Genomic DNA, 25,274 nt, shown 5'->3' with positions numbered 1-25,274 from the left:
ACAGGCAACGGTATAAAGCTTTTTGTACCGATGCCGATACAGTTGCATATCTACCCTTCGGAGCTTGGATCATGTCTGTTATCGCGGCTTACAACCCTGCCATCCGTGTACCCAGCGTGCAGGACTTGAAGCCCGCTGCCGAGGCCGAGGAAAAGCTGCCCGTGGCCGCGCCGGCGCCTGAAACCAAAGTGATTGAAGGGGTGACGGTGACTATTTCCGCCGCAGCGCTCAAGGCGGCCGGGGCGCCCAAAAGCGCGAATGCCGATATCGACGACAGCGGCCTGGACGATAACGTCAAGGAGGTGCTGAAAATGATCCGCAAGCTGAAACAGCAGATCGCCGAGAAAATGGCTGAGCTTCAGGCGATCGCGGCAGACAAAAGCTTGACCCCGGAGCAGGCCCGGGCCAAGACCGCCAATGTGCAAGGCGCGATCAGTTCGTTGCAGGCAGGTTTGATGACGGCCCAGACCTCTCTGGCCAAAGCGATGAAGACCATGAGCGCCGATGACGCGCTCAAAGCCGCTTCGTTGTCGATGTAACTAGATTACCCGCGAAAACCGCTGCCGGTTCTGGTGCTCCAGGTACGCATCGAACACCATGCAGACCGAACGCACCAGCAGCCGTCCGGCGGGCAGCACGCGAATGCCTTGGGCATCCAGTTCGATCAGGCCGTCTTGCGCCATCGCCTCAAGTTGCGGCCAGACCTCGTCGAAATACCCGCGAAAATCGATGTTGAACGCCTGTTCGATCTGCTCGAAGGCCAGGCTGAACGTGCAGATCAACTGCTGGATCACTTCCCGACGTAACCGGTCGTCCGTGGTGCAGATCAAGCCACGGCTGGTGGCCAGTTGGGCGCTGGCCAGGGCGTTCTGATAGCCGTTCAGGTCACTGCTGTTCTGGCAATACAGGTCGCCGATTTGGCTGATGGCTGACACGCCGAGGCCGATCAGGTCGCAATGGCCGTGGGTGGTGTAGCCCTGGAAGTTACGTTGCAGCGTGCCTTCTTCCTGGGCAATGGCGAGTTCGTCGTCCGGCAGGGCGAAGTGATCCATGCCGATATAGCGGTAGCCGGCCTGGGTCAGTTGCTCGATGGTGGTCTGCAGCATCAGCAGCTTGGATTCCGGCGACGGCAGTTCCTCGCTGTTGATCCGTCGTTGGGGCATGAAGCGTTCCGGCAGATGCGCGTAGTTGAACACCGACAGGCGGTCCGGCTGCAGCTTGATCACTTCCTCCACGGTGCGCGCGAAGTTGATCGGCGTCTGCTTGGGCAGGCCGTAGATCAGGTCGATATTGATCGAGCGAAACTGCAGGGTGCGCGCGGCGTCAATCACCGCGCGGGTTTCTTCCAGGCTTTGCAGGCGGTTGACCGCGCGCTGCACGTCGGGGTCGAGGTCTTGCAGGCCGATGCTCACACGGTTGAAGCCCAGTTCACGCAGCAGGCCCATGGTCGCCCAGTCGGCTTCGCGCGGGTCGATCTCGATGCTGTAGTCACCGGAGTCGTCGTCGAGCAGATTGAAGTGCTGGCGCAGGCTGCCCATGACCTGGCGCAGTTCGTCGTGGCTGAGAAAGGTCGGGGTGCCGCCGCCGAAGTGCAGTTGTTCAACCGTCTGTTTCGGGTCGAGGTGGCAGGCCACCAACTGAATCTCCTGATCCAGGCGTTGCAGGTAGGCCTGGGCGCGGCCGCGGTCCTTGGTGATCACCTTGTTGCACGCGCAGTAGTAGCAAATGTTCGCGCAGAACGGCACATGCACATACAGCGACAACGGTCGCGTGGCCTTGCGGCTTTCGCGCAGGGCGTGGAGCAGGTCGAAGGTGCCGACCTGGCTGTCGAATTGTACGGCGGTGGGGTAGGACGTGTAGCGCGGTCCCGCCAGGTCGTAGCGTTGAATCAGATGTGGGTCCCAACGAATGGCGTCGAGCATGCGGGCATTCCCCGGATAGGCTAGTGAGCCGAGTCTAGGGGCGTGGCCGGTAGGGCATCTTGATTTGCATCAACGGGGAGCGGCGCTATGCCACATAGCCTTTTAATGGCCCATCAGCCAGTGCTGGTGCGGACCTGGCAGGGTCCAGATACCGAAAATAATCACCAGCAGGCCACCGGCCATACGCACGCTGCGCTTGCGCAATAACGCGGTCACGCGCTCGGCCGCCAACCCGGTCGCCAGCAGTACCGGCCATGTGCCTAAGCCAAAAGCCAGCATCAACAGCGCACTGTCCAGCGCATTGCCCTGGCTGGCGGCCCACAGCAGAGTGCTGTAGACCAGCCCGCACGGCAACCAGCCCCACAGCGCGCCCAGCAGCAGCGCGCGGGGCAGGCTGGACACCGGCAGCAAACGGTTGGCGACGGGCTGTATGCAGCGCCACAGGCCGCGCCCGAGGCTTTCGATGCGGGTGAGGCCGCTCCACCAACCGGCCAGGTACAGCCCCATGCAGATCAACAGCAACCCGGCGAGCACACGCATGAACAGGGCCGCCGGGCTGTTGGCCACCGCCCAGCCGGCGAGGCCGATCAATAACCCGGCGCTGGCATAGCTGAGGATGCGCCCCAGGTTGTACGCCAGCAGCAGGCGGAATCGACGGCTGCGTTGTTCCTTGGGAATCGCCAGGGTCAGCGCGCCCATCAGCCCGCCGCACATGCCCAGGCAATGGCCGCCGCCCAGCAGGCCGAGGATCAGCGCAGAGACCAGCAGCGGCGCCAGCTCAAGCATGGGGCGGGTCTTTGGGCACGGGCGGTTGCTCGGGGCCGTTGGCTTCGTCCACGGCCGCCAGGTGGTTGGGGTCCTGGTCGTCGAACAGCACGCTGTGGGCCGGGCCGTCGAGGTCGTCGTACTGGCCGCTGTCCACCGCCCAGAAGAAGATGTAGATGGCCACGCCCACTAACAGCAGCGCCGCCGGAATCATCACGTATAGAGCTGGCATCTGCACTCCATGCCCGCGCGGCTCAAGCCGGCAGCGGGCGGGTTACCAAAGGGGCGCTTGTGGCCTGCGCACTCGGCAGGCGAGTCAGGCGCAGGGCGTTGAGCACCACGGTCAACGAACTGAGGGACATGCCGATCGCCGCCCAGATCGGGGTGATCCAACCGAGGGCGGCAAACGGCAGCATAAGGCCATTGTACAGCCCCGCCCACAGCAGGTTTTCAATGATCACCCGACGGGTGCGCCGCGCCAGGGTAAAGGCCTGCACCAGGGCATCCAGGCGGTTGGACAGCAGCACCGCATCGGCGCTGGTCTTGGCCAGGTCGGTGGCCGAGCCCATGGCCACGCTGATGTCGGCGGCGGCCAGCACCGGCACATCGTTGACGCCATCACCGAGCATCAGCACCTTGCGGCCTTCCTTGTGTAACTGGTGCAGCACGTGCAGCTTGTCGTCGGGGCGCAGGCCGCCGTGGGCTTCATCGATGCCCAGTTCGGCGGCGACGCTGGCGACCATCGGCGAACTGTCCCCCGACAGCAGCAGCGTGCGCCAGCCGCGCGCCTTGCAGGCGGCCAGCAGGGCAGGGGCATCGCTGCGCAGGCGGTCGTCGAGGACGAACCAGGCCAGGGCACCGTCGCCGTCGCCCAGCAGCAGCCATTGGCCGTCATCCTCCGGAGCGGCGGGAATCGGGCAACCACTGAGTGCACAAACAAACCCCGGCTGGCCGATGCGCAACTGGCGTGTGCCGACACGGCCTTCCAGGCCGAGGCCCGGGGAACTGAGCACCTCGTCGGCGGCCAGCGGCGCACGCCCGAAGGCGCGGGCAATCGGGTGTTCGGAGCGATTTTCCAGGGCGGCGGCGAGGCCCAGGCATTCGTCGCTGTTCAGAGTGGCCAGGGGCCGGATCGCTTTCAACGCCAGGCGGCCTTCGGTGAGGGTGCCGGTCTTGTCGAAGATCACCGTGTCGATCTGGTTCAGGCCTTCGAGCACATGGCCACGGGTCAGCAATAGCCCGAGCTTGTGCAGGGTGCCGGTGGCGGCGGTGAGGGCGGTCGGCGTGGCCAGGGACAACGCGCAGGGGCAGGTGGCGACCAGCATCGCCAGCACGATCCAGAACGCCCGCGATGAATCCAGCTCCCACCACAACAGGCCGATCACCGCCGCGGCAATCAGCGAACACAACAGGAACCACTGTGCGGCGCGGTCGGCGATCTGCGCCAGGCGCGGCTTCTCGGCCTGGGCCCGCTCCAGCAGGCGCACGATAGCGGAGAGGCGGGTCTCATGGCCCAGGGCGCGCACTTCGACGGTCAACGCACCTTCGACGTTCAGCGTGCCGGCGGTGACGGCATCACCGGTTTGGCGCGGCAGCGGCAGGTATTCCCCGGTGAGCAGCGATTCATCGATGCTGGAGCGGCCGTCGAGGATCACCCCATCTGCCGGCAGAACCGCGCCCGGATGCACCAGCACGCGGTCGCCCAGTGCCAGTTCGCTCAAGAGAATGCGTTCGCTCTGGCCGTCACCTTTGAGGCGCAGGCATGAAGCGGGCAGCAGGTTGACCAACTGCGCGGTGGCGGCGGCCGTGCGTTCCCGGGCACGGCGCTCCAGGTAGCGACCGGCCAGCAGGAACAGCGCAAACATGCCCACCGCATCGAAATACAGCTCGCCCACGCCGGTGATCGCGGTCCAGATCCCGGCCAGGTAAGCCCCGCCAATGGCCAGGGACACCGACACGTCCATGGTCAGGTGACGCGTACGCACGTCGCGCATGGCGCCCTTGAAAAACGGCGCACAGCTGTAGAACACGATGGGGGTGGTCAGAAACATCGCCACCCAGCGCAGGATCACATGCAGTTCGGGGCTCAGGTCGATATTGAATTCCGGCCAGGTGGCCATGGTCGCCATCATCGCCTGGAACCACAGCAGCCCGGCGACCCCCAGCTGGCGCAGGGCCAGGCGGTTCTCGCTGGCCAGTTGCTCGGCCGCACGGTCCGCTTGATACGGGTGGGCGGCATAGCCGATATGGCGCAGTTCACTGAGCAGCTGGCTCAACGGCAATTGCCCGTCGGCCCAGCGCACCTGCAGGCGATGGTTGGACAGGTTCAGCCGCGCCTCGGCCACGGCGGGCAGGCTGCGCAGGTGTTTCTCGATCAACCAGCCACAGGCGGCGCAACTGATGCCTTCCATCAACAGGGTGGTTTCGGCGAGCTCGCCTTGATGATGTACGAAGGGTTTTTGCACGTCGGCGCGGTCATACAACGCCAGTTCATCCACCAGTTGCACCGGCAGCGTCTCGGGGTTGGCCGAGGCTTCGCTGCGGTGCTGGTAATAGCTTTCCAGTCCACCGGCCACAATGGTTTCGGCCACGGCCTGGCAGCCGGGGCAGCACAGCTCGCGGCGCTCGCCGAGGATCACGGCGGTGAACCGACTGCCGGGCGGGACCGGCAGGGCGCAGTGGTAGCAGGGGGTTGGGCTGGCCATGGGCGCTGCTATTTTTTCAGGTCTTCAGCACCCAGCAACGGCTCATCACCCAGCAGCAAGTCCTTGTCGTGGCTGACTTCCTCTTCCTCGAACAGGCGCCAGGTCTTGTCGCCCTCCACACCCAGCAATTCCACGAAGCGGCGGCCTTCGACCTTGTCGGTGACCTGGCCGATGTAGCGGCCCGGTTCGCTGTCGCTGCGGGTCAGGTTGATCTTGCGATCCTTCTCCGGCTGGGTCGGGGAGATGAGGTTCAGTTCCAGGGTGTTCGGGTTGCTGTAGCCGGTGAGTTGCAGCTCGACTTCGCCGGTCAGCTCATCCAGGTGCAGCTTGGCGCGCAGTTGCAGGGTCTGGGCCAGCCGTTCGCGGTCCAGGGAGCGGTTGATGCCTTTGCCGGCCTCGTAGTAGTTGTCGTTGACCAGGTTGTCCGGGTTGTTCACCGCGATAGTCACCATGGACAAGGTCAAGGTCACCGAGCAGGCCAGGATCCCAATGATGATCCAGGGCCAGAGGTGCTTGTACCAGGGGCTTGCGGCAGTGGCTACGGGCATTGTTCAGTTCTCTCGTTATCGAACTTGTGGGCCGATGAAGCGGCTCTTGGCTTCAACGTGGACGCTGGCGTCATCGGCATCGGTGAGGATGAATTTCACCTCGTTGGTACTCGACGGCAGTTGCTCCGGCGCACTCGACAGCTCCACCGGCATGCTGACGATATCGCCCGCCGCCACTCTGATTTCACGTCGGCCTTGCAGCTTGAGGTCCGGCAGGCCGACGGCGTCGAGCACGTAGGTGTGATCGCGCTGGTCTTTGTTCATGATCTTCAGGCTGTAGACGTTTTCGATACGCCCTTCGGCGTTTTCACGGTACAGCACGCGGTCCTTGCTCACGTCGAAGCCCACCAGCGAACGCATGAAGAACGCCCCGGCCAACAGGCTGATCATCGCCAGCAACACCAGGGCATAACCGATCAGGCGTGGGCGCAACTTGTGGGTTTTCTGCCCCGACAGGTTGTGCTCGGTGGTGTAGCTGATCAGGCCGCGCGGGTATTCCATCTTGTCCATGATGGTGTCGCAGGCGTCGATACAGGCGGCGCAACCGATGCACTCGATTTGCAGGCCGTCGCGGATATCGATACCGGTGGGGCATACCTGGACGCACATCGTACAGTCGATGCAGTCCCCCAGGCCCTGGGCCTTGTAGTCGGTGCCTTTTTTACGCGGGCCACGCACTTCGCCACGGCGTGGATCGTAGGAAACGATCAGGGTGTCCTTGTCGAACATCACACTCTGGAAGCGTGCGTACGGGCACATGTAGATGCACACCTGTTCGCGCAGCCAGCCGGCGTTGCCATAGGTGGCGAGGGTGAAGAAGCCGACCCAGAAATACGACCAGCCGTCGGCCTGGCCGGTGAAGAAGTCGAACACCAGCTCGCGGATCGGCGAGAAGTAGCCGACGAAGGTCATGCCGGTGACAAAACCGATCAACAGCCACAGCGTGTGCTTGCTGAATTTGCGCAGGAACTTGTTGGCCCCCATGGGCGCCTTGTCCAGCTTGATGCGCTGGTTGCGGTCGCCTTCGGTGACCTTTTCGCACCACATGAAGATCCATGTCCACACGCTTTGCGGGCAGGTATACCCGCACCACACGCGGCCGGCGTACACCGTGATGAAGAACAGGCCAAACGCGGCGACGATCAGGATGCCCGACAGCAGGATGAAGTCCTGGGGCCAGAACGTCGCGCCGAAAATAAAGAACTTACGTTCCGGCAGGTTCCACCACACCGCCTGGTGGCCGCCCCAGTTCAGCCACACCGTGCCGAAGTAGAGCAGGAACAGGCCGGCGCCGCCAAGCATGCGCAGGTTGCGGAACAGGCCGGTGAAGGCACGGGTGTAGATTTTTTCGCGCGAGGCGTACAGGTCGACAGTCTTGGTGTCAGCACTGCTGGCGTTTTTGGCAGGCGGGGTAACGTCATGTACCGGTATCTGGTTGCTCATCATTGCATCCCACGGCGGTGGAGATTTGCCTCGGCCAGTACGTGCCAACCGGGGTCAAATTAAGGGTCTTGCAGTGGCGTAATGATACGCCCCCGATGGTGCTCAAAGGGTGCGACCTTTGGTCGCGTTGGGGGAAATCAATTGATGGTGTACGTGACCTGGATCAATTGACTTGGGAAGTATGGACGGTTTTCGTGGGGGAGGCGGTCATTCGTCCCAAGGATTGATCAGTGGAACGCCGCTGGATTTGAAGTCGCTGACATTGCGCGTGACAACCGTGAGCCCATGCACCAGCGCGGTCGCGGCAATCAATGCATCACTTTCATTGGCACGGTCCGGCACATGCAAGTGTGCGCAACGCAACGCGACTGCCGCATCGACGGGCAGGATTCTGGCATCAAAGGCCGGCATCACATGACGCTTGAGCCAGGTTCGCAACACCTTCCCCTGAGCCGGGTCGCGCCGCTCAATGCGCAAGACCCCGGTTTCCAATTCTTTCAGGGTGATTGCCGAAATAAACATACGCGGTGCGATGACACTTTTGGCCCAGGCGATAACGTTCGCATCGGCCTGGGGTTTACGCAGTTCAGAGATCACGTTGGTGTCGAGTAGATACATCAAGAGAGGTCCACGGGTCGATGAGTGATCACGGCACGTTCGGTTTCAAAGTCGATATCGGCCGCTTCCGGCATCACCAGCAGGTCAACGATGTTGGCATTGAGACCTGTCAGCTTTTGGTAGTCCTCAATGCTTAGCAGCACATGGGCAGGCTTGCCGCGATCGGTGATAAAAACCGGCCCTTGGCGAGCGGCTTTTTTGGCACCGCTTGTGTCTTGATTGAATTCGCGACTGGAAATGGTGGTGAAAGTCATGGTGCGCCTCCCCTGGAGCGGGCTGAATGTAGTTACGTTACTACTTGGTCTTGGCAAGCCACAAGCTTAAAGCTACAAGCGGTCAACGTGCTTTTCCCATGGGGTTGTCACGGCCTTGGAAATGAAAAAGCCCCGCCAGCTTTCGCTGGGCGGGGCTCTTTTGTTTCCGAGAGTCTTACTGCTCTTCGGTTTTCTTATCCCCATGGGACAAGCTGTAAACATACGCCGCGAGCAAGTGCACCTTGTCGTTGCCTTGCAGTTGCTCCTGCGCAGGCATCTGGCCCTGGCGGCCCCAACGGATGGTCTGCTGCAGTTGGGCGAAGCTCGAACCGTAGATGAACGCACCCGGGTGGGTCAGGTCCGGCGCGCCCATGGCGGGGGTGCCTTTGCCGGCCGGGCCGTGGCAGGCCACGCAGTTGGCGGCGAAGAGTTTCTCGCCGTTGGCCACATCGGCTTTCACGCCTTCCGGCAGCTTGCGGCCGTCGAGGTTGGTGACGACGAACGCGGCGACGTCGCTGACGCCTTGCTCCTTGAGGATGTCCAGCCAGGCCGGCATGACGGCATGGCGGCCCTTCATGATGGTTTCCTTGATGGTGGCCGGTTCGCCCCCCCAGCGCCAATCGGCGTCGGTCAGGTTGGGGAAACCGTAGGCGCCCTTGGCGTCGGAGCCGTGGCACACCGAACAGTTGGAGGCGAACAGGCGCCCGCCCATCTTCAAGGCTTGCGGGTCCTTGGCGACATCTTCAATCGGCATTGACGCGAATTTGGCGAAGATCGGCCCGAACTTGGCGTCCGACCTGGCCATTTCCTTTTCCCATTCGTGCACGCCGGTCCAGCCGGTCTGGCCGTTGGCGAACGGGGTTTGCTTGTCGTTGTCGAGGTAGTTGTAGCCCGGCAGCAGGCCTTTCCAATTGCCCAGGCCAGGGTAGAGCACCAGGTAGCCAAGGGCGAAGACGATGGTGCCGACGAACAGCATGAACCACCATTTGGGCAGCGGGTTGTCGTACTCCTCGATGCCGTCGAACGAGTGGCCGACGGTCTCGTCGGTCTGCTCGGCGCGCTGGCCCTTGCGGGTCGACAGCAGCAGCCAGGTCAAGGCGAAGATGGTACCCAGGCTGAGGACTGTGACGTACAGACTCCAGAACGTAGTCATTCTTTGTTACTCCTAGAAGCTTGCTCGACGTGCTTGATGGCTTCGGGATCATCCGCAAAGGGCAACATGGTCGCGTCGTCAAACTCCGACTTGCGCCGGGGACTGAACACCCACAGCGCCAGGCCGATAAAGGCCACCATCACCACGACGGTGCCCAGGCCTCGAATCATCCCGATATCCATGAAGAATCACCGTTTGCTTTTGATGATGGTGCCCAGGCCTTGCAGGTAGGCCACCAATGCGTCCATTTCGGTCTTGCCCTTCACGGCTGCGGCTGCACCGGCGATGTCTTCGTCGGTGTAGGGCACGCCCAGGGTGCGCAGGACTTCCATCTTCTTCGCGGTGTCCTTGCCGTCGAGCTTGTTTTCCACGAGGAACGGATACGCCGGCATTTTCGACTCAGGCACCACGTTGCGCGGGTTGTACAAGTGCGCACGTTGCCAGTCATCGGAGTAACGCCCGCCGACACGGGCCAGGTCCGGGCCGGTGCGCTTGGAACCCCACAGGAACGGGTGGTCCCACACGCTTTCACCGGCGACCGAGTAGTGGCCGTAGCGTTCGGTTTCGGCACGGAACGGGCGGATCATCTGCGAGTGGCAGCCGACACAGCCGTTGGCGATGTAGACGTCGCGGCCTTCCAGTTCAAGGGCGGTGCGTGGCTTCATGCCTTCGACCGGCTTGTTGGTCACGTCCTGGAAGAACAGCGGAACGATCTGGGTCAGGCCACCGATGCTCACGGCGATGACCATGAAGAAGGCCAGCAGGCCGATATTCTTCTCGACGACTTCATGCTTCATCAGTGGGCTCCCACAACGGCGATCTTGGCGGCGGCTTCGGCTTCTGCCGGGTCCGAGGCACGCACGGTGCGCCAGACGTTGTAGGCCATTAACAGCATGCCGCTGGCGAAGAACGCACCCCCCAGGGCGCGGACGATGAAACCAGGGTGGCTGGCTTGCAGCGCTTCGACGAAGGAGTAGGTGAGGGTGCCGTCATCGTTGATCGCACGCCACATCAGGCCCTGGGTGATGCCGTTGACCCACATCGAGGCGATGTAGAGCACGGTGCCGATGGTGGCCAGCCAGAAGTGCGCGTTGATCAGCCCGACACTGTGCATCTGCACACGGCCGAACAGTTTGGGGATCATGTGGTACAGGGCGCCGATGGAGATCATCGCTACCCAGCCGAGGGCGCCGGCGTGTACGTGGCCGATGGTCCAGTCGGTGTAGTGGGACAGCGAGTTGACGGTCTTGATCGCCATCATCGGCCCTTCGAAGGTCGACATGCCGTAGAACGCCAGGGACACCACCAAAAAGCGCAGGATCGGGTCGGTGCGCAGCTTATGCCAGGCGCCCGACAGGGTCATCATGCCGTTGATCATGCCGCCCCAGCTCGGGGCCAGCAGGATGATCGACATCGCCATGCCGAGGGACTGGGCCCAGTCCGGCAACGCGGTGTAGTGCAGGTGGTGCGGGCCGGCCCAGATGTACAGGGTGATCAGCGCCCAGAAGTGCACGATGGACAGGCGATACGAGTAAATAGGCCGTTCGGCCTGTTTCGGCACGAAGTAGTACATCATCCCCAGGAAACCGGTGGTGAGGAAGAAACCCACGGCGTTGTGGCCGTACCACCACTGGATCATCGCATCCGTCGCCCCGGCGTAGGCCGAGTAGGACTTGAACAGGCTGACCGGCAACGAGGCGTGGTTGACGATATGCAGCATCGCCGTCACCAGGATGAAGGCCCCGTAGAACCAGTTGCCCACATAGATGTGCTTGGTCTTGCGCTTGACGATGGTGCCGAAGAACACCACTGCGTAGGTCACCCAGACGATGGCCAGCAGAATCGCGATCGGCCATTCCAGCTCGGCGTATTCCTTGGTGGTGGTGTAGCCCAGCGGCAAGGTGACGATGGCGCCGACGATGACCGCTTGCCAACCCCAGAAGGTGAAGGCCGCGAGGCTGTCGGAGATGAGTCGCGTCTGGCAGGTTCGCTGCACGACATAGTAGGAGGTGGCAAACAATGCACATCCGCCGAAGGCGAAGATCACCAGGTTGGTGTGCAGCGGGCGCAGGCGGCCGAAGGTTGTCCATGGCAGACCGAAATTCAATTCCGGCCAAACCAGTTGCGAGGCGATGAACACCCCGAGCCCCATGCCAAGGATCCCCCAGACCACCGTCATGATGGCGAACTGGCGGACTACCTTATAGTTATAAGCAGTCGGACTGATTGCTGTGCTCATTCTAAGGTTCCACGGTTTAGGTTTTTTTATAGGTAAAATTCGGCCGCAAGTATGTAGAAAGCAAGGGGCCATTGCAACGCAAGGCTGACCTGTGTCAATGCGTTCCACGCCAGATTCTGCGCCCTTTCCATGTTTGGCGTAAGGATAAAATCCGAAATAGAAAGCTGATCGAGTGGACAGGAAATTTCGGGGGTCGCAACGACTGTCGTCGCGTACGCCAGGATCGGTCCGCTGTGCAAGCAAGCGTAGACCCGAATGGCAGGAGGGGAAAGGTGTGCTTTGGAAGGGTGCGACACTTGGTCGCGTAGCGCGGTAGAGCTGCCGCCCCAGATTGGGGCGGCAGTCAGGTGTTACTGGGCTGGGCTTTCTGGCGTTGCGCCATCAGCGTTATGGGACAGGCTGTAAACGTAGGCGGCGAGCAGGTGCACTTTGTCGTTGCCCTGCAGCACTTCCTGGGCAGGCATCTGGCCTTGGCGGCCGTGGCGAATGGTCTGCTGCAACTGTGCGAGGCTGGTGCCGTAGATGTAGCCGGCGGGCAGGGTCAGGTTCGGCGCGCCCATGGCTTCCATGCCGTGGCCCTGCGGACCATGGCAGGCCACGCAGGTGGTGTTGAATGCGGCTTGCCCTGCGGCCAGGTCGGCGGTGCTGTCGGCCGGCAATGGCAACTTGGCCAGGTCGTGGCGCACATAGGCGGCGACGTTTTTCACGCCGTCGTCGCCGAGCATGTCACCCCAGGCCGGCATCGCCGCGTGGCGACCGTTCATGATGGTGGTCTTGATCGCTTCGGCCGAACCGCCCCAACGCCAGATGTTGTCAGCCAGGTTTGGAAAGCCGAATGCGCCCTTGGCATCCGAGCCGTGGCACACCGCGCAGTTGGAGGCGAACAGACGGCCGCCCATTTTCAGTGCCTGCGGGTCTTTGGCGACTTCTTCCACGGGCATGGCCGAGAATTTGGCGAAGATCGGTCCGAACTTGGTGTCGGCCTTGGCCATCTCCTTGTCCCACTCCTTGGCCGAGGTCCAGCCGTCTTCATAGCCCGGCAACACGCCTTTCCAGTTGCCCAGGCCCGGGTAGAGGACCAGGTAGCCGACCGCAAACACCAGGGTGCCGGCGAACAACATGAACCACCACTGGGGCAGGGGGTTGTCGTATTCCTCGATACCGTCGAAGGCGTGGCCCATGGTCTGGTCGACACTGCCCTTGGTCTCGCCCTTGCGGGTACCGATCAACAGCCAGGTCAGGCCGATCAGGCTGCCGAGGGTCAGTACGCAGATCCATGTACTCCAAAAGGTAGTCATGGCCGGTTGCTCCTTGTTACAGGCTCTTCTTGAGCGTCGGTTGGAGAGGGTTCATCGGCGAAGGGCAGCAGGCGCGCCTGCTCGAATTCCGCATTGCGCCGGTTGTTGAATACCCACAGCGACAGGCCGATAAAGGCGATGGCGACCACCAGCGTGCCAAGGCCGCGGATGGTGCCCGCATCGAATTCAAATCCCATGGCTCACCTCTTGCTCTTGATGGCAGTGCCGAGTACTTGCAGGTACGAAACCAGCGCGTCCATTTCGGTCTTACCCTTGAGGCTGGCCACGGCGCCACTGATGTCGTCGTCGGTGTACGGCACGCCGAGGGTGCGCATCACGTTCAATTTGGTCTCGGTGTGGCTGCTGTCGACCGCCGCCGTGACCAACCACGGGTAGGCCGGCATTTTCGACTCAGGCACGACGTTGCGCGGGTTGTACAAGTGCGCGCGGTGCCAGTCGTCCGAGTAGCGTGCGCCGACGCGGGCCAGGTCAGGCCCGGTGCGCTTGGAGCCCCACAGGAACGGGTGGTCCCACACGCTTTCACCGGCCACCGAGTAGTGGCCGTAGCGCTCGGTCTCGGCGCGGAACGGGCGGATCATCTGCGAGTGGCACTGTACGCAACCTTCGCGGATGTAGATGTCGCGGCCTTCCAGTTGCAGCGCGGTGTAGGGCTTCATGCCTTCGACCGGCTTGTTGGTCACGTCCTGGAAGAACAGCGGGACGATCTGGGTCAGGCCGCCGATGCTCACGGCGAGCACCATGAGCAGCATCAGCAGGCCGACGTTCTTTTCAATCGTTTCGTGTTTCATCACTGACTCCTCAGGCCATCTGCGCGGCAGGTGCGGCTTCGACAGGTTGTGCCGAGCGCACGGTGCGCCATGTGTTGTAAGCCATCAGGAACATGCCGCTGAGGAACACCGCACCGCCCACCAGCCGCACGATGAAGCCTGGGTGGCTGGCCACCAGGGTTTCGACGAAGGAGTAGGTCAAGGTGCCGTCTTCGTTGATCGCACGCCACATCAGGCCCTGGGCGATGCCGTTGACCCACATCGAGGCGATGTAGAGCACGGTGCCGATGGTGGCCAGCCAGAAGTGCGCGTTGATCAGGCCGAGGCTGTACATCTGCTCGCGACCGAAGACTTTCGGGATCATGTGGTACAGCGCGCCGATGGAGATCATCGCTACCCAGCCGAGGGCGCCGGCGTGTACGTGGCCGATGGTCCAGTCGGTGTAGTGGGAGAGGGCGTTGACGGTCTTGATCGCCATCATCGGACCTTCGAAGGTCGACATGCCGTAGAACGCCAGGGACACCACCAAAAAGCGCAGGATCGGGTCGCTGCGCAACTTATGCCAGGCGCCCGACAGGGTCATCATGCCGTTGATCATGCCGCCCCAGCTTGGCGCCAGCAGTACCAGCGACATCACCATGCCCAGGGACTGTGCCCAGTCCGGCAGCGCGGTGTAGTGCAGGTGGTGAGGACCGGCCCAGATGTACAGGGTGATCAGTGCCCAGAAGTGCACGATGGACAGGCGATAGGAGTACACCGGGCGCTCGGCCTGTTTCGGCACGAAGTAGTACATCATCCCGAGGAAGCCGGCGGTGAGGAAAAAGCCTACCGCGTTATGCCCGTACCACCACTGCACCATGGCATCCGTCGCACCGCCATACAGCGAGTAGGACTTGGTCAGGCTGACCGGGATTTCCAGGTTGTTGACGATGTGCAGGATCGCCACGGTGATGATGAACGCACCGAAGAACCAGTTACCGACGTAGATGTGCTTGGTGTTGCGCTTCATCACCGTGCCGAAGAACACGATGGCGTAGGCCACCCAGACGATGGTGATCAGGATGTCGATCGGCCATTCCAGCTCGGCGTATTCCTTGGAACTGGTGTAGCCCAGAGGCAAGCTGATCGCGGCCAGAAGGATGACAAGTTGCCAGCCCCAGAAGCAGAACGCGGCGATTTTCGGCGCGAACAGCTGGGTTTGGCAGGTACGCTGCACCGAGTAGAAGGAGCTGGCGAACAGCGCACAGCCACCGAACGCGAAGATCACCGCGTTGGTGTGCAATGGGCGCAGGCGGCCGAAGCTGGTCCAGGGCAAGTCGAAGTTGAGCGCGGGCCAAACCAATTGGGCGGCGAGAAAAACCCCGAGCCCCATGCCGACGATGCCCCACACCACCGTCATAATGGCGAATTGGCGGACCACCTTGTAGTTATAGGCGGTACTTAAAGTAGTGTTCATGGTTCCCCATCCACGGTTCAACCCAAGCAAATGCGGCACTTGGGCTGGAGTTATAGGCAGACTGAATAGCGAGGCAAGCATGGGCAAAGAGCACAAGGCCAGTATTGACGGGGATCAATGGGCGCAGTGTGTGCGGGAACACGGTTGGCTTTGGGATGTCGCGTCGGACCGTGCTTCGGGTGATTGCGTGACGTTGATCCTGGCCCATGGCGCCGGCGCACCGATGGACTCATCCTTCATGAACGACATGGCTGCACGCCTTGCCGGGCATGGCGTCAACGTGTTGCGCTTCGAGTTTCCCTACATGGCCCAGCGCCGACTGGACGGTGGCAAACGCCCGCCCAACCCGGCGCCAAGACTGCTGGAAGCCTGGCGCGGGGTGTATGCCGAGGTGCGACGTCATGTCGCTGGGAAACTGGCCATTGGCGGCAAGTCCATGGGCGGGCGCATGGCGAGTCTGTTGGCGGACGAATTGGCCGCCGACGGGCTGGTGTGCCTGGGGTATCCGTTCTATGCGGTGGGGAAACCGGAGAAACCACGGGTCGAGCATTTGTCCGGGCTGAGCACGCCGACGCTGATCGTGCAGGGCGAACGGGATGCCCTGGGCAATCGAGGAGCAGTGGAGGGCTATGATTTGTCGCCGAGCATCGAAGTGATGTGGCTGGTGGCGGGAGATCATGATTTGAAGCCGTTGAAGGCTTCGGGGTTTACGCATGAGCAGCATTTGGAGGCTGCGGCCGTGCAGGTGACTGAGTTTCTCAGCGCCTGTTAGGGCCAATCGGGAGCAAGCCCCCTCCCACATTCGACCGCATTCCAAGGGATGTACGCGGTTAACTGTGGGAGGGGGCTTGCTCCCGATAGCGGTCTACCGGTTGAAACGCTCGACCAACGAATACTGGGTATTCGCCGTATGCGTCAGCTCTTCACTCAACTGTGCCGAGTTCATTGCCTGTTCCGAGGTCTGGTCCGCCAACAGCGCAATGGTGCTGATATTGCGGCTGATCTCTTCGGCCACCGAGCTTTGCTCTTCGGTGGCGGCTGCGATCTGGGTGGTCATGTCGGTGATATGCGCCACCGCTTCACTGATGCCCACCAATGCCTGGTCCGCCTCCATCACCCGCGCCACGCCTTCTTCGGCCTGGCGATGCCCGGTGTCCATGGTTTGCACGGCAGCGGCAGCGGTTTGCTGCAGCTTGGCGATCAGGGCATGGATCTGCCCGGTCGACTCAGCCGTGCGCTGCGCCAGTTGGCGCACTTCATCGGCGACCACCGCAAACCCACGGCCCATCTCACCGGCCCGCGCCGCTTCAATGGCGGCGTTGAGCGCCAGCAGGTTGGTCTGGTCGGCAATGCCTTTGATCACGTCGACTACGCCGCCGATCTCGTCGCTGTCCTTGGCCAGTTGGGTGACGGTAACGCCGGTCTCGCCCACGGCCACCGACAGACGCTGAATCGCCTCGCGGGTTTCCCCGGCAATATCGCGACCGCGACCGGTCAGGCGATTGGCTTCCTGGGTCGCATCGGCCGTGCGCTGCACATGGCTGGCCACTTCCTGGGTGGTCGCCGCCATCTGGTTGACCGCCGTGGCTACCTGCTCGGTTTCCACGCGCTGGCGTTCCAGGCCGCTGGAGCTGTTATGCGCCAGGGTATTGGACTGCGCCGCCTGGTCGTTGAGGTGCTCGGCAGTGTCCTGCAAGCGCGTCAGGCAGGTCTTCAGACGTGCCTCCTGGCTGAGGATCGACATCTCCAGGCGCGCCTGGGCACCACGGCTGTCGGTGTACATCTGCGCGATCAACGGGTCGGAGGTGGTCTGCTCGGCCAGGCGTAGCAGGCGCTTGAGGCCGCGCTGTTGCCAGCTCAGGCCCAGCAGCCCCAATGGCACCGACAAACCCGCCGCCAGGGCAAAGCCCCAGTGGGAGTTGAGCGACGCACCGATCATGAAGCTCAACTGGCTGATCAGGATAAACGGCAGCCAGTCCTGCAACACCGGCAGCCACTTGTCCCGCTGGGGGACGGCCGACTTGCCCTGGTTGATGCGTTGGTAGAGCGCTTCGGCACGACGGATCTGCTCGGCGGTGGGCTTGATGCGCACCGATTCGTAGCCGACCACCTGGTTGCCTTCGAAGACCGGCGTCACATAGGCGTTAACCCAGTAGTGATCGCCCGTCTTGCAACGGTTCTTAACGATGCCCATCCATGGCAAGCCTTGTTTGAGCGTGGTCCACATATGCCCGAACACGGCCGCTGGCACGTCCGGGTGACGCACCAGGTTGTGCGGGGCACGCACCAGTTCGTCGCGAGAGAACCCACTGATTTCGACAAACGCGTCGTTGCAGTAGGTAATCACGCCTTTGGCATCTGTGGTGGAGATCAACCGTTGCTGAGCGGGGAAGGTACGTTCGCGCTGGGTAACGGGCTGGTTATTACGCATGATTGTTCAATCCGCAAGGCTTTCATTGGGTATCGGCGGTAACGGGGGTTTATTTAACTTATTTTTGCAACAATCGCCCCGGAAGTTTCCAGCGTCACTATTTTCTGGGTTTTGCGGTATTGAGAATGTCGAAAGCCATACTTTGCTGAATCCTGCTCCGGGAATACTCACGTAAAAATGCCTCTCGGTCGGTGGCACCCAGATCAAGTCGGGCAAGTGCGGCAACGGCAGCGTCCGGGTTTCCGGGGGCAAACACGCAAGCATTGGGAATATGGTTAAGTGTGAACGCCTTTGAGTAGCCTGCCAGTCCCGCAAGTATTGGCTTTCCGGTGGCTGCATATTCAAACAGCTTGGAAGGAATGACCTTCAAGAATGCATTGAAACTATTGAGGTGCAAAAAAAGCACATCAGCTTGTTGATAGTAATGAATCAGCCCATGGCGAGGCATGGGAGGAATAAGCTCGACATTCTTTATGTTTCTGTTGATCAGCGCCTCGCTCAGTTTTTTCATCGTATTGCCATCACCAATGACATAGAAAAAGGCCCTGTTTGCCAGCCGTTCGGCCAGGGGGGGCAGGATTTTTTCCAGGCCTTGGCCGGTGCCGATATTGCCAGCGTAGACGATCTTCAGAGCGCGTGTCGGTTCGTCAGGCGGGTCGGTATGGAAGGGGGTTTCAAGAAATAGATCATCTACACCGTTGGTGTAGGTTGAGAAGGTCTTGTGTGGATAACGAGGCGAGAAGTAACTCAGGAAACCGGGGGATACCAGGTTTACCCGCGTCGCATACTCGAGGGTGATTTTTTCCAGGCGGGAAAACATGCATGCCAGGAGCTTGCCGAGAAAACCGGGGAAAAGCTCGGGCAGGACGTCGACAAAGATATCGCGAATATCCAGATAGAGAGGCGCGTGTTTTCTGCGCGCGATGGCGGCGCCCAGTGCGGCCGTCATCAGCCGCGAAGAGGTGGCCACGATCACGTCATACTGCTTACCCTTCACCGCCTGAAGGACGCCGCAGGCATAGTGGGCAAATCCCCAGGCCTGACCCCATGCGCTGAATCTGTGCGCGGGGAGGTCGATGCGGGTGACGGACAGCTTCGGCTGATGCGCGGTGTGGGCAGGGCCAGCCTCATATGACGGATAGCGGTTTGGTTGGGTGGTCAGTACGTCGATTTCTATTTCACCGTTACCGTGGGTGAACAAGGCATTGACTAACGCCTCGGCGCGAAATGCCGACAAATCGGGCGGAAAGTAATAGCTCAATATGAGAATGCGCTTGGTCATACGCGCACCTCGGTTTTACGCCGCAGTACACGCTCGTACAGCGCCACCAGCGTGCTTTCCTGCCGTTCCCAATTTAAATGCAGCGCGGCATTTTTTGCGTTTTGCGCCAGTGCCTGACGCAATAACGGCTCATCGATCAGGCGCTGCAGTGCGGTGCGCAGTGATTGCTCCGAGCCTGCCGGTACCAAAAGTCCTATGGAGTAGGCCCGGACAATCTTGCGAATCTCCGGAAAGTCCGTGGCCACCACGGGCAGCCCGGCGATGACATATTCAAATAATTTGTTCGAGTCGGTGGTGAAGTGGTTCAGGCAGGTATTTTCGATCGGCTGCACACCGATATCGGCTGATGCGGTATAGCTGGGCAAATCCGCCAGTGCAACGGTCGGGATAAAGTGCACTCGGTCTGTCAGGCCAAGTTCCGTGCGCAATGCCATCAAGGCAGGGGTAAGTCTGCCGCTCCCGATCAATACAAGGTAAGCGCCTTGCAACGACGCTGCCACGCGCAGCAAGCGTTCCAGCCCGCGCCCCTGTTGAAGGCCGCCCTGATAGACAACGATGGGCCAGGGGTGTTGCAAGCCCAACTCAAGGCGAATCCTCTGGCTGGACGAGGTGGCGCTCAGGCAGGGACGATTTTGCAGCACCAGCGGGCGGGCGATTCCATAGGCCCTGGCAAAAAACCTGGCCCGGCTTTGCGTGGTGGTAATGATGCCTTCGGCCCTGGGCATCAGGGTTTTTTCGACCCAACCCACCCAGCTGCGAAAGCGCGCATACCCCTCGCGGCTGGTGCTGATTTCGTGGGCGTCATACACCAGCCTGGCGCCGCTGAGCCGGGCCGCCAGCCAGGCGGTGGGCAGGGTATTGACGTCGTGGGCATGCACCACCGCAGCGCGATGCAGGGCGATGCGTAGCAGCAGCCCTGCATGTACCCAAAGCCGCGAAAGAATGCGTCGCAACGGCATCGATTGTTCGGCCGCGAACGGGCCTGGCGATTGGTGGGATCCGGCGTTGGCCGCACCCCAGCGCAAGCTGCGCGCTACGCGTACCACGCGGATGCCTTCGGCCAGCACCTCCTTGCGATGTGTTAAGCCGGGCGCATGCAGGGCGAACACGGTGACTTGGTAACCGGCTGCCTGGAGTGTCCGGGCTTGCTTCAATACGCGGGCGTCGTTGCGAAACTCATTCCAGACGATCATGGCGATACGGGGCACGGGAGATTCCTGTTGATGTGGATTGGGTTCAGCGGGTCGGGTGGAGGGCGAGAAACATCCGGTTGATGCTCGGGGCGTGGGTGTTCAGGTAAAGAATGTCCTGGGTCAGGACCTTCAGTCTGCTGAGGCTTTGACGTATCAGGATCAGCGCTATCAACGCGATGTACAGGTGGGGAGGCGTCAGGCAGAGAAAGTCGACAATGATGAAGGCGAATGCCGCCAGAAAGCCCATTGAGTAAAACGCATCGGCCACCGTGAGTGGGTGACGGCAGAGTACCGCCTGCACACGTTGGCTACGGTTGTTCAAGCCAATCAGCACAGCCGCAGCGAGCACGGAATAAGCCAGGCCGATCGCCAGGAGGGACGGGTAGAGGTAGAGCAGCACGCAGAAGACGATCAGGGTAAACATGGCGTCGGATAAACCCCGCGCAAACCTGGAAAATGTCCTGGCTGCCAGGGCCAATTGGGTTTTTAGCCGCGCAGGTTCGGCACCGCCGTCTATCAGGGCGCGTGCCCCCGCCCTTGAGTAACGGGAGGCCATGAACCCGGCGCCCAGGTAAAAAGCGTAAAGGATAACCGTCAACAGACCGAGCCCGATGATCAGGGCGGTTTGATCGAGGCCTTTCAACGGGGCTGGCAAATAGGCGGGGACCGTCTCTGAACCGAGCAGGATGACAATCTTGATCGGCAGGAAGTACGTCGTTATCAACAACACTTGTGCGCAGAAATGTGCGGTATGGGCCATCAACACCGCACGTGGAGCGATGCTCATGAGGTTCTGGCCCAGGCATACGCACCACAGGAGTGCCGACAGGATACGGTATTGCAATGCCTTAACGTCTCGGCTCACCGTGGGGTTCCCGTATCAGGCTTAGTTCGGCCGCGGTGATCAAATGCATAGCGCTCTGCGCAAGCACGCGTTGCCTGGCGTTGAATGATTTCGCCCTGAATATTTCCGGGTTGAAAAACAGTGTTTCTATCCCTTCGGCGAGCCCGGTGAAACTCTCGGGGGCCGATAGAAAACCGCAGTCGTCGTCAACAAACTCAGGGATGGCCCCGATCCGATTAGTCAAAGGGACCAGGCCCGACGCCATGGCTTCGTCACGCGATACCCCTTGTGTGTCCATGCGGCTGGGGCACAGAAACACGCCATAGTGTTTGTGCAGGTCGGCGATCTCGGATTGTTTCAAATAGCGTTTTTCGAGGGTGACGTTCGGGTACTGACGCAGCGGTGCGAGGGTTTCTTCAAACAAAGGTCCGTCACCGACCATCAGGAACTCAAGTTCGTTGAACCATGGCTTGGTCGCCAGCAGTTGAATGGTTTTGACGCTCAGGTCGTTGGCGTAGGTGCGTGACACATAGGGGCGGATCGAGAGGATTTTCTTGCGCTGCTCAGGCGGTTTTTCCTGATAGGCAAACAGCCGCGTATTGATGGGGTTGTGGATCACCCGGTATTGACCCCTCGGCAACTTGAACCCCAGGTCTTCCATGACGTCTTCGGCAAACTGGCGGGAGACGAATACCAGTTGCAGATTGGGCGGCATGGGTTGCAAAAGGCTGAGCCAGAAGCCCATGCGTCGCTCACTGTCGAGCTTGGCCAGTTGCAACAGTGTTTCGTCGCCATAGTTGTAAGCCCGGCGCCACCAAGGTTGGATTTCCGCGCCGTGTACCCAGGCAATCACCCGGAGGCGGGGCAAGTAGGGGCACACTATTTCCCACATCTGCGGATCCAGGAAGTGCACCAGCAGTGTCGTGTACTGTCCGCTGTCCAGCATGCTTGCCAGGGCGCTGCCCGGGCCGGTCACCACGTCGACATTTTCAAATTCGTGATAACTGATCGACTCGTCGGGGCGCAGACGAAAGACATCTACCGCCAGGCCCTGTTCCTGATAGGCCATGACACGGGTATGAATAAAGCCATTACGGTACAGGTCGTCATAGGCCGGGTAGTGGTTGGTCAGCAGCAGGTGCGCGGCCTTGGCGAGGAGGTGGGAGGGTTGGATTTCCCGGTGTCCTTGAACCAATGCCTTGATCGTCGTGCTGCCGCTGCCGTGGGCCCGCAGGCCCAGGCGCAGGTACGCTGTTTCGGGCGGTATACCCCAGGCCTGATTGCGATTGGCCTGCTGCATGACATGACTGATCCGTTGTTTTTGTGCATCCAGATACAGCACGACCAGTTGCAGGTTCAGGCCCGGCGTGGCATCGAGCTGCAATCTCAAGGTGTCGTCGGCCTGCTTCAACTGGGCAACGTTCAACTCGTACCTGGCGTAGTGATATTCATGTTTTCCGTCCGCGAGGGAGGAGTCGATATGCCAGGTGCCGCCTTCGACCTGCGCGCGCAGATACTTGCTGCGCAGCGGGCCGAACAGTTCGGCCAGGTCCCGGCCGTTGCTCAGCGGGCCAGTAGTCTCTGCACTCAATGGCGGGATCGCTTCACTGCTGCGCTGGAGATGCTGGAGGCTGATTCCGCTGTTCAGATCAAGGTCATCCACCACCGCAACGACGCGCTGTCGATCGATGCCCGCGGCGTTTTCGCAGTAGTTGAACGCATCGATCGCGAGGGATCGAGGGTGGGTGTAGGTGAGCGCCGGGAGGCTTTCCAGCCAGGCTCGGGCGGGCTGTTGTGCCAGCACTTCTGTCTTGATCAAGGCCCGACGTGCCGCTATCACGGTGGCACAGCGGTATTCCTGGCCTGGGTTGATCAGGCGTATATCCCGTTCGTGCGCGGCATGGTGCGCCATCTTGCCGATCACCCGGGCCTTGCTGTAGCGCGTGGCCAAGGCCAGGTCGAGCAAGTAGTGAGGGCCGTAGTAGTCCACGGCAAGCATGGCGCCAAACCAGTCGGCGCCGCCTGCCAGCTCGCCAAGGGTGAGCTTGTCCAGCTGTTTGCGCTCAATCAGCTGCAAGCGCGGGTCAACGGTGGCGGGCTGCCTTGCCGGCGCGTCGCTTACCGCGACATACAGCTTGACGCGGGGGTAGTGCTGACGCCGCAGATGCTCAATGAGCGCCTGCAATTGAGCCTCGTCGGCCGCGTCAGCGACCAGGCAAATCGCCGGCAGTGGCAGGTCATGCACGCGATGGGTCACCTTGCTCATCACGTACATCAAACGGTGGGCATAGGTGTGTTCCAGCATCACCTTTCGCAGCCCTGCCAACCGCAGCCTGGCGTGTCCAGCGGATGTGTCGAGGCGACGCAAGACCTCCTGGCCGTTGTCGCTGCAGATGACCAGGTCGCCCATCAGCACACGCAGGCCGCGAGAAAAATTGCTGACGGTCAGGGTGTTGGAACCCAGCAATTCAAAGGCACGACGGGCGAACATGGATTGCGACTGTTTGACCGAATTGAGATTGATCGCATACCGGTAGCCCTTGTAAGCCAGGTCTATCTGCGTCGCGTCAAGCGTACCGGCAATGTAACCCCGATATCGGGCCGGAAACTGATAGTTGGCTTCTGGCTGGCCGAAGTTGCGATCGTAGATTTCCAGCGGACGAAAGCCTGGCAGGGCATTGACGAAGTGCTCGAGGTCCCGCGCCCGTTCGGGATACCGGCAGTAGTAGGCGCCGGCGAAACAGAACGCATCCTTGCGCTCATACAACTCGATCGGGTTGTGCATCGCCGGTTGGCAGGCGAAGGGCAGCAGGTAGACGCGCTCATGCCCCAGCGCGCTTTTATAGCGATGAATACAGTCGATATCCGTGGTGAACACCAGGTCGAACTGTGTGGCGGTACCCAGGAACGTCTCGAAGTGCACCGGATCTTCCTTGTTCCAGAACACCGTTGGCACCTTGTGTTCCCGGCACCACTGCAAGATCTGGCGCAGCTCTGTGCCGTTCTGGGCGATCTTGTTATGCCAGCGGCCATCCTGGCCGCGCCATGCGGATTCGATAAACAACAGGTCGGGTTGGAACGATTGCAGTTCGGCCAGGCCCTGGTCCGGTGTCAGTTGCAACAGCTCGCATTCATACCGGTAGGCCTCATGGGTAAAGGTGTCCATCACACAAGCCATTTTGAAGGGCTTGGCCGTGTCATGGGGGGCGAGCAACAGCTCGCTGCGCACATGCTCTGCATCCGCCAGCGGAGTGGGGGGCGGCGTTACAAGGAAAGCGGCGGTGCCAGGCAGCGCCGGGGGGATCGCATCAGCGCCAGGGGATGCCGTGGGTGCGTTGCCTTTGCGACGTGCGCGGGCTTGTTGATACAGCTTGAGCAGGGCGCCAGGCAAAAGCAGGCATTCACGTAGCGAGCCCACCCCCACACGCAGTTGATACCCCAACTGATAAGTGGTGCTGGCCCGCGTCTTGATCAAGCGATTTTCCAGCAGGTGGCACCTGGCGTTTGCGCGCTGCAGATTGACGGTCAGGACTTCTATTTGCCCTTGCTGCCGGGTATTGCACTCGGTTGAGTACGCCAGTTCGTTCTTGAGTTGCTGAATGCGCTCAGTCGCTTCACGGTATTTCTGATTGACCTGTTCCCGCTGTTGGCGACCCGCAGCTATCTGGCCAAGCAGGTTGCGCTCGACGGACTCGAACGCCGCTTCCAGTTGGCGTAGATGCTCGACACCCAGCGAACAGCCCTCGGGTTCTGTTTTGATGGCGACCATTCCCACCCACTTGCCCAGCATTTCGACCTGGATGACCTGCAGGTACGCACTCAACAGCCGAAAGGGCTCCAGCAGGTAGAACGTGTGCTTGTGGTCAAGGAAGTCATTCACCCCGAACGGCACGGTGATGATCAGCCGGCCACGCGGCTTGAGCATCGATGCGGCTTTTTCGACGAAGGCTGCCGGGTGGATAAGGTGCTCAAGCACTTCACTGATCACGATGCTGTCAGGTTCCATGCCCTGGGTGTCCAGCGACATAAAGTCTGCATTCAAGTAGCGGACGTTGCGCTGCACGTGATCGGGTTCGGCCCTCAGGTAATCTTTGGCCTGCTCGAACGCCCTGGGGTCGTTATCCACGCCCGTGACCCTGTGGCCTTCACGGGCCAGCAACACGGGGATAATGCCCTGGGAGCAACCTACGTCGAGTACTGTCCTGCCGGTGACCTGTGCGCAGATCCAATGGATCCGCGCACGGGTTTCCTGCATGAAGTGTTCGCCCAGCTTGCCGTAATAGGCTTCCATGACGCGATCATGGGTATCGGCAAGTGGCTGTGGATTATTCATCG

The 25,274-nt window shown here is 61.2% G+C and carries 23 protein-coding genes; 2 read left to right on the top strand and 21 right to left on the bottom strand.

Annotation, left to right across the window (positions count from 1 at the left end):
* Positions 1–71 precede the first annotated feature (71 nt).
* Entirely contained in the window at positions 72–539 is a 468-nt protein-coding gene (locus AC07OP_RS06430) for a hypothetical protein (RefSeq protein ID WP_495100640.1), read from the top strand.
* On the opposite strand, the gene hemN is transcribed toward AC07OP_RS06430, so the two are convergent.
* The 16 genes from hemN to ccoN (AC07OP_RS06350) form a co-directional block, all read right to left on the bottom strand.
* On the bottom strand, positions 540–1,922 hold the full coding sequence (gene hemN / locus AC07OP_RS06425) for an oxygen-independent coproporphyrinogen III oxidase (RefSeq protein ID WP_495100641.1): 1,383 nt from the start codon (positions 1,920–1,922) through the stop codon (positions 540–542).
* Between the two features lie 102 nt (positions 1,923–2,024).
* Positions 2,025–2,708, bottom strand: a complete 684-nt coding sequence (locus AC07OP_RS06420) for a sulfite exporter TauE/SafE family protein (RefSeq protein ID WP_027603725.1) — start codon at positions 2,706–2,708, stop codon at positions 2,025–2,027.
* Positions 2,701–2,919: a cbb3-type cytochrome oxidase assembly protein CcoS gene (gene ccoS, locus AC07OP_RS06415; RefSeq protein WP_027603726.1), complete on the bottom strand. Its 219-nt coding sequence runs from the start codon at positions 2,917–2,919 to the stop codon at positions 2,701–2,703. Before ccoS ends, AC07OP_RS06420 begins: the two co-directional genes overlap by 8 nt.
* Positions 2,920–2,941: 22 nt before the next feature.
* Entirely contained in the window at positions 2,942–5,392 is a 2,451-nt protein-coding gene (locus AC07OP_RS06410) for a heavy metal translocating P-type ATPase (protein ID WP_495100642.1), read from the bottom strand.
* An 8-nt stretch (positions 5,393–5,400) separates the two neighbouring features.
* Positions 5,401–5,940: a FixH family protein gene (locus AC07OP_RS06405; RefSeq protein WP_065940648.1), complete on the bottom strand. Its 540-nt coding sequence runs from the start codon at positions 5,938–5,940 to the stop codon at positions 5,401–5,403.
* Positions 5,941–5,955: 15 nt separating this feature from the next.
* Positions 5,956–7,383 (bottom strand): cytochrome c oxidase accessory protein CcoG, encoded by a 1,428-nt coding sequence (gene ccoG, locus AC07OP_RS06400; RefSeq protein ID WP_253491706.1) that lies wholly within the window; start codon positions 7,381–7,383, stop codon positions 5,956–5,958.
* A 207-nt stretch (positions 7,384–7,590) separates the two neighbouring features.
* Positions 7,591–8,001 (bottom strand): type II toxin-antitoxin system VapC family toxin, encoded by a 411-nt coding sequence (locus tag AC07OP_RS06395; protein WP_495100643.1) that lies wholly within the window; start codon positions 7,999–8,001, stop codon positions 7,591–7,593.
* Positions 8,001–8,255, bottom strand: coding sequence for a type II toxin-antitoxin system Phd/YefM family antitoxin (locus AC07OP_RS06390; RefSeq protein ID WP_027603731.1), 255 nt, complete (start codon positions 8,253–8,255; stop codon positions 8,001–8,003). Before AC07OP_RS06390 ends, AC07OP_RS06395 begins: the two co-directional genes overlap by 1 nt.
* A 175-nt stretch (positions 8,256–8,430) precedes the next feature.
* Positions 8,431–9,408, bottom strand: a complete 978-nt coding sequence (gene ccoP, locus AC07OP_RS06385; RefSeq protein WP_495100644.1) for a cytochrome-c oxidase, cbb3-type subunit III — start codon at positions 9,406–9,408, stop codon at positions 8,431–8,433.
* Positions 9,405–9,590 carry a CcoQ/FixQ family Cbb3-type cytochrome c oxidase assembly chaperone gene (locus AC07OP_RS06380; protein ID WP_003193169.1) on the bottom strand — a complete coding sequence of 62 codons (186 nt, stop codon included), beginning with the start codon at positions 9,588–9,590 and terminating at the stop codon, positions 9,405–9,407. Before AC07OP_RS06380 ends, ccoP (AC07OP_RS06385) begins: the two co-directional genes overlap by 4 nt.
* 6 nt (positions 9,591–9,596) lie before the next feature.
* Positions 9,597–10,205: a cytochrome-c oxidase, cbb3-type subunit II gene (gene ccoO / locus AC07OP_RS06375; RefSeq protein ID WP_003193167.1), complete on the bottom strand. Its 609-nt coding sequence runs from the start codon at positions 10,203–10,205 to the stop codon at positions 9,597–9,599.
* Entirely contained in the window at positions 10,205–11,647 is a 1,443-nt protein-coding gene (gene ccoN, locus AC07OP_RS06370; RefSeq protein WP_027603733.1) for a cytochrome-c oxidase, cbb3-type subunit I, read from the bottom strand. Before ccoN (AC07OP_RS06370) ends, ccoO (AC07OP_RS06375) begins: the two co-directional genes overlap by 1 nt.
* 350 nt (positions 11,648–11,997) lie before the next feature.
* The gene (gene ccoP, locus AC07OP_RS06365) at positions 11,998–12,945 is read right to left on the bottom strand and encodes a cytochrome-c oxidase, cbb3-type subunit III (protein WP_115488440.1); all 948 of its coding nucleotides are present in this window, start codon (positions 12,943–12,945) and stop codon (positions 11,998–12,000) included.
* Positions 12,942–13,142 carry a cbb3-type cytochrome oxidase subunit 3 gene (locus AC07OP_RS06360; RefSeq protein WP_027603735.1) on the bottom strand — a complete coding sequence of 67 codons (201 nt, stop codon included), beginning with the start codon at positions 13,140–13,142 and terminating at the stop codon, positions 12,942–12,944. The genes ccoP (AC07OP_RS06365) and AC07OP_RS06360 overlap by 4 nt, the downstream gene beginning before the upstream one ends.
* 3 nt (positions 13,143–13,145) lie before the next feature.
* Entirely contained in the window at positions 13,146–13,754 is a 609-nt protein-coding gene (gene ccoO, locus AC07OP_RS06355; RefSeq protein ID WP_065873836.1) for a cytochrome-c oxidase, cbb3-type subunit II, read from the bottom strand.
* A 10-nt stretch (positions 13,755–13,764) separates the two neighbouring features.
* Complete coding sequence (gene ccoN, locus AC07OP_RS06350; RefSeq protein WP_065940644.1) at positions 13,765–15,189, bottom strand: cytochrome-c oxidase, cbb3-type subunit I; 1,425 nt, start codon at positions 15,187–15,189, stop codon at positions 13,765–13,767.
* A gap of 79 nt (positions 15,190–15,268) precedes the next feature.
* On the opposite strand from ccoN (AC07OP_RS06350), the gene AC07OP_RS06345 reads away from it, so the two are divergent.
* Entirely contained in the window at positions 15,269–15,961 is a 693-nt protein-coding gene (locus tag AC07OP_RS06345) for an alpha/beta family hydrolase (RefSeq protein WP_495100645.1), read from the top strand.
* Between the two features lie 93 nt (positions 15,962–16,054).
* Here AC07OP_RS06345 and AC07OP_RS06340 read toward each other — a convergent pair whose 3' ends face one another.
* The 5 genes from AC07OP_RS06340 to AC07OP_RS06320 all read right to left on the bottom strand — a co-directional run bounded on the left by AC07OP_RS06340 (position 16,055) and on the right by AC07OP_RS06320 (position 25,272).
* The gene (locus AC07OP_RS06340) at positions 16,055–17,620 is read right to left on the bottom strand and encodes a methyl-accepting chemotaxis protein (protein WP_092355325.1); all 1,566 of its coding nucleotides are present in this window, start codon (positions 17,618–17,620) and stop codon (positions 16,055–16,057) included.
* A gap of 97 nt (positions 17,621–17,717) precedes the next feature.
* Positions 17,718–18,902: a glycosyltransferase family 4 protein gene (locus AC07OP_RS06335; protein WP_495100646.1), complete on the bottom strand. Its 1,185-nt coding sequence runs from the start codon at positions 18,900–18,902 to the stop codon at positions 17,718–17,720.
* The gene (locus AC07OP_RS06330; RefSeq protein ID WP_495100647.1) at positions 18,899–20,110 is read right to left on the bottom strand and encodes a glycosyltransferase family 4 protein; all 1,212 of its coding nucleotides are present in this window, start codon (positions 20,108–20,110) and stop codon (positions 18,899–18,901) included. The genes AC07OP_RS06335 and AC07OP_RS06330 overlap by 4 nt, the downstream gene beginning before the upstream one ends.
* Positions 20,111–20,138: 28 nt before the next feature.
* Positions 20,139–20,960, bottom strand: a complete 822-nt coding sequence (locus tag AC07OP_RS06325; protein WP_495100648.1) for a hypothetical protein — start codon at positions 20,958–20,960, stop codon at positions 20,139–20,141.
* Positions 20,944–25,272, bottom strand: coding sequence for a methyltransferase domain-containing protein (locus tag AC07OP_RS06320; protein ID WP_495100649.1), 4,329 nt, complete (start codon positions 25,270–25,272; stop codon positions 20,944–20,946). Before AC07OP_RS06320 ends, AC07OP_RS06325 begins: the two co-directional genes overlap by 17 nt.
* Positions 25,273–25,274: the final 2 nt, after the last annotated feature.

Source organism: Pseudomonas sp. GW821-FHT09D08, from assembly GCF_059416305.1.
Note: the sequence above shows the minus strand (reverse complement) of the source record. Positions and strands in the feature narration are given on the sequence as shown.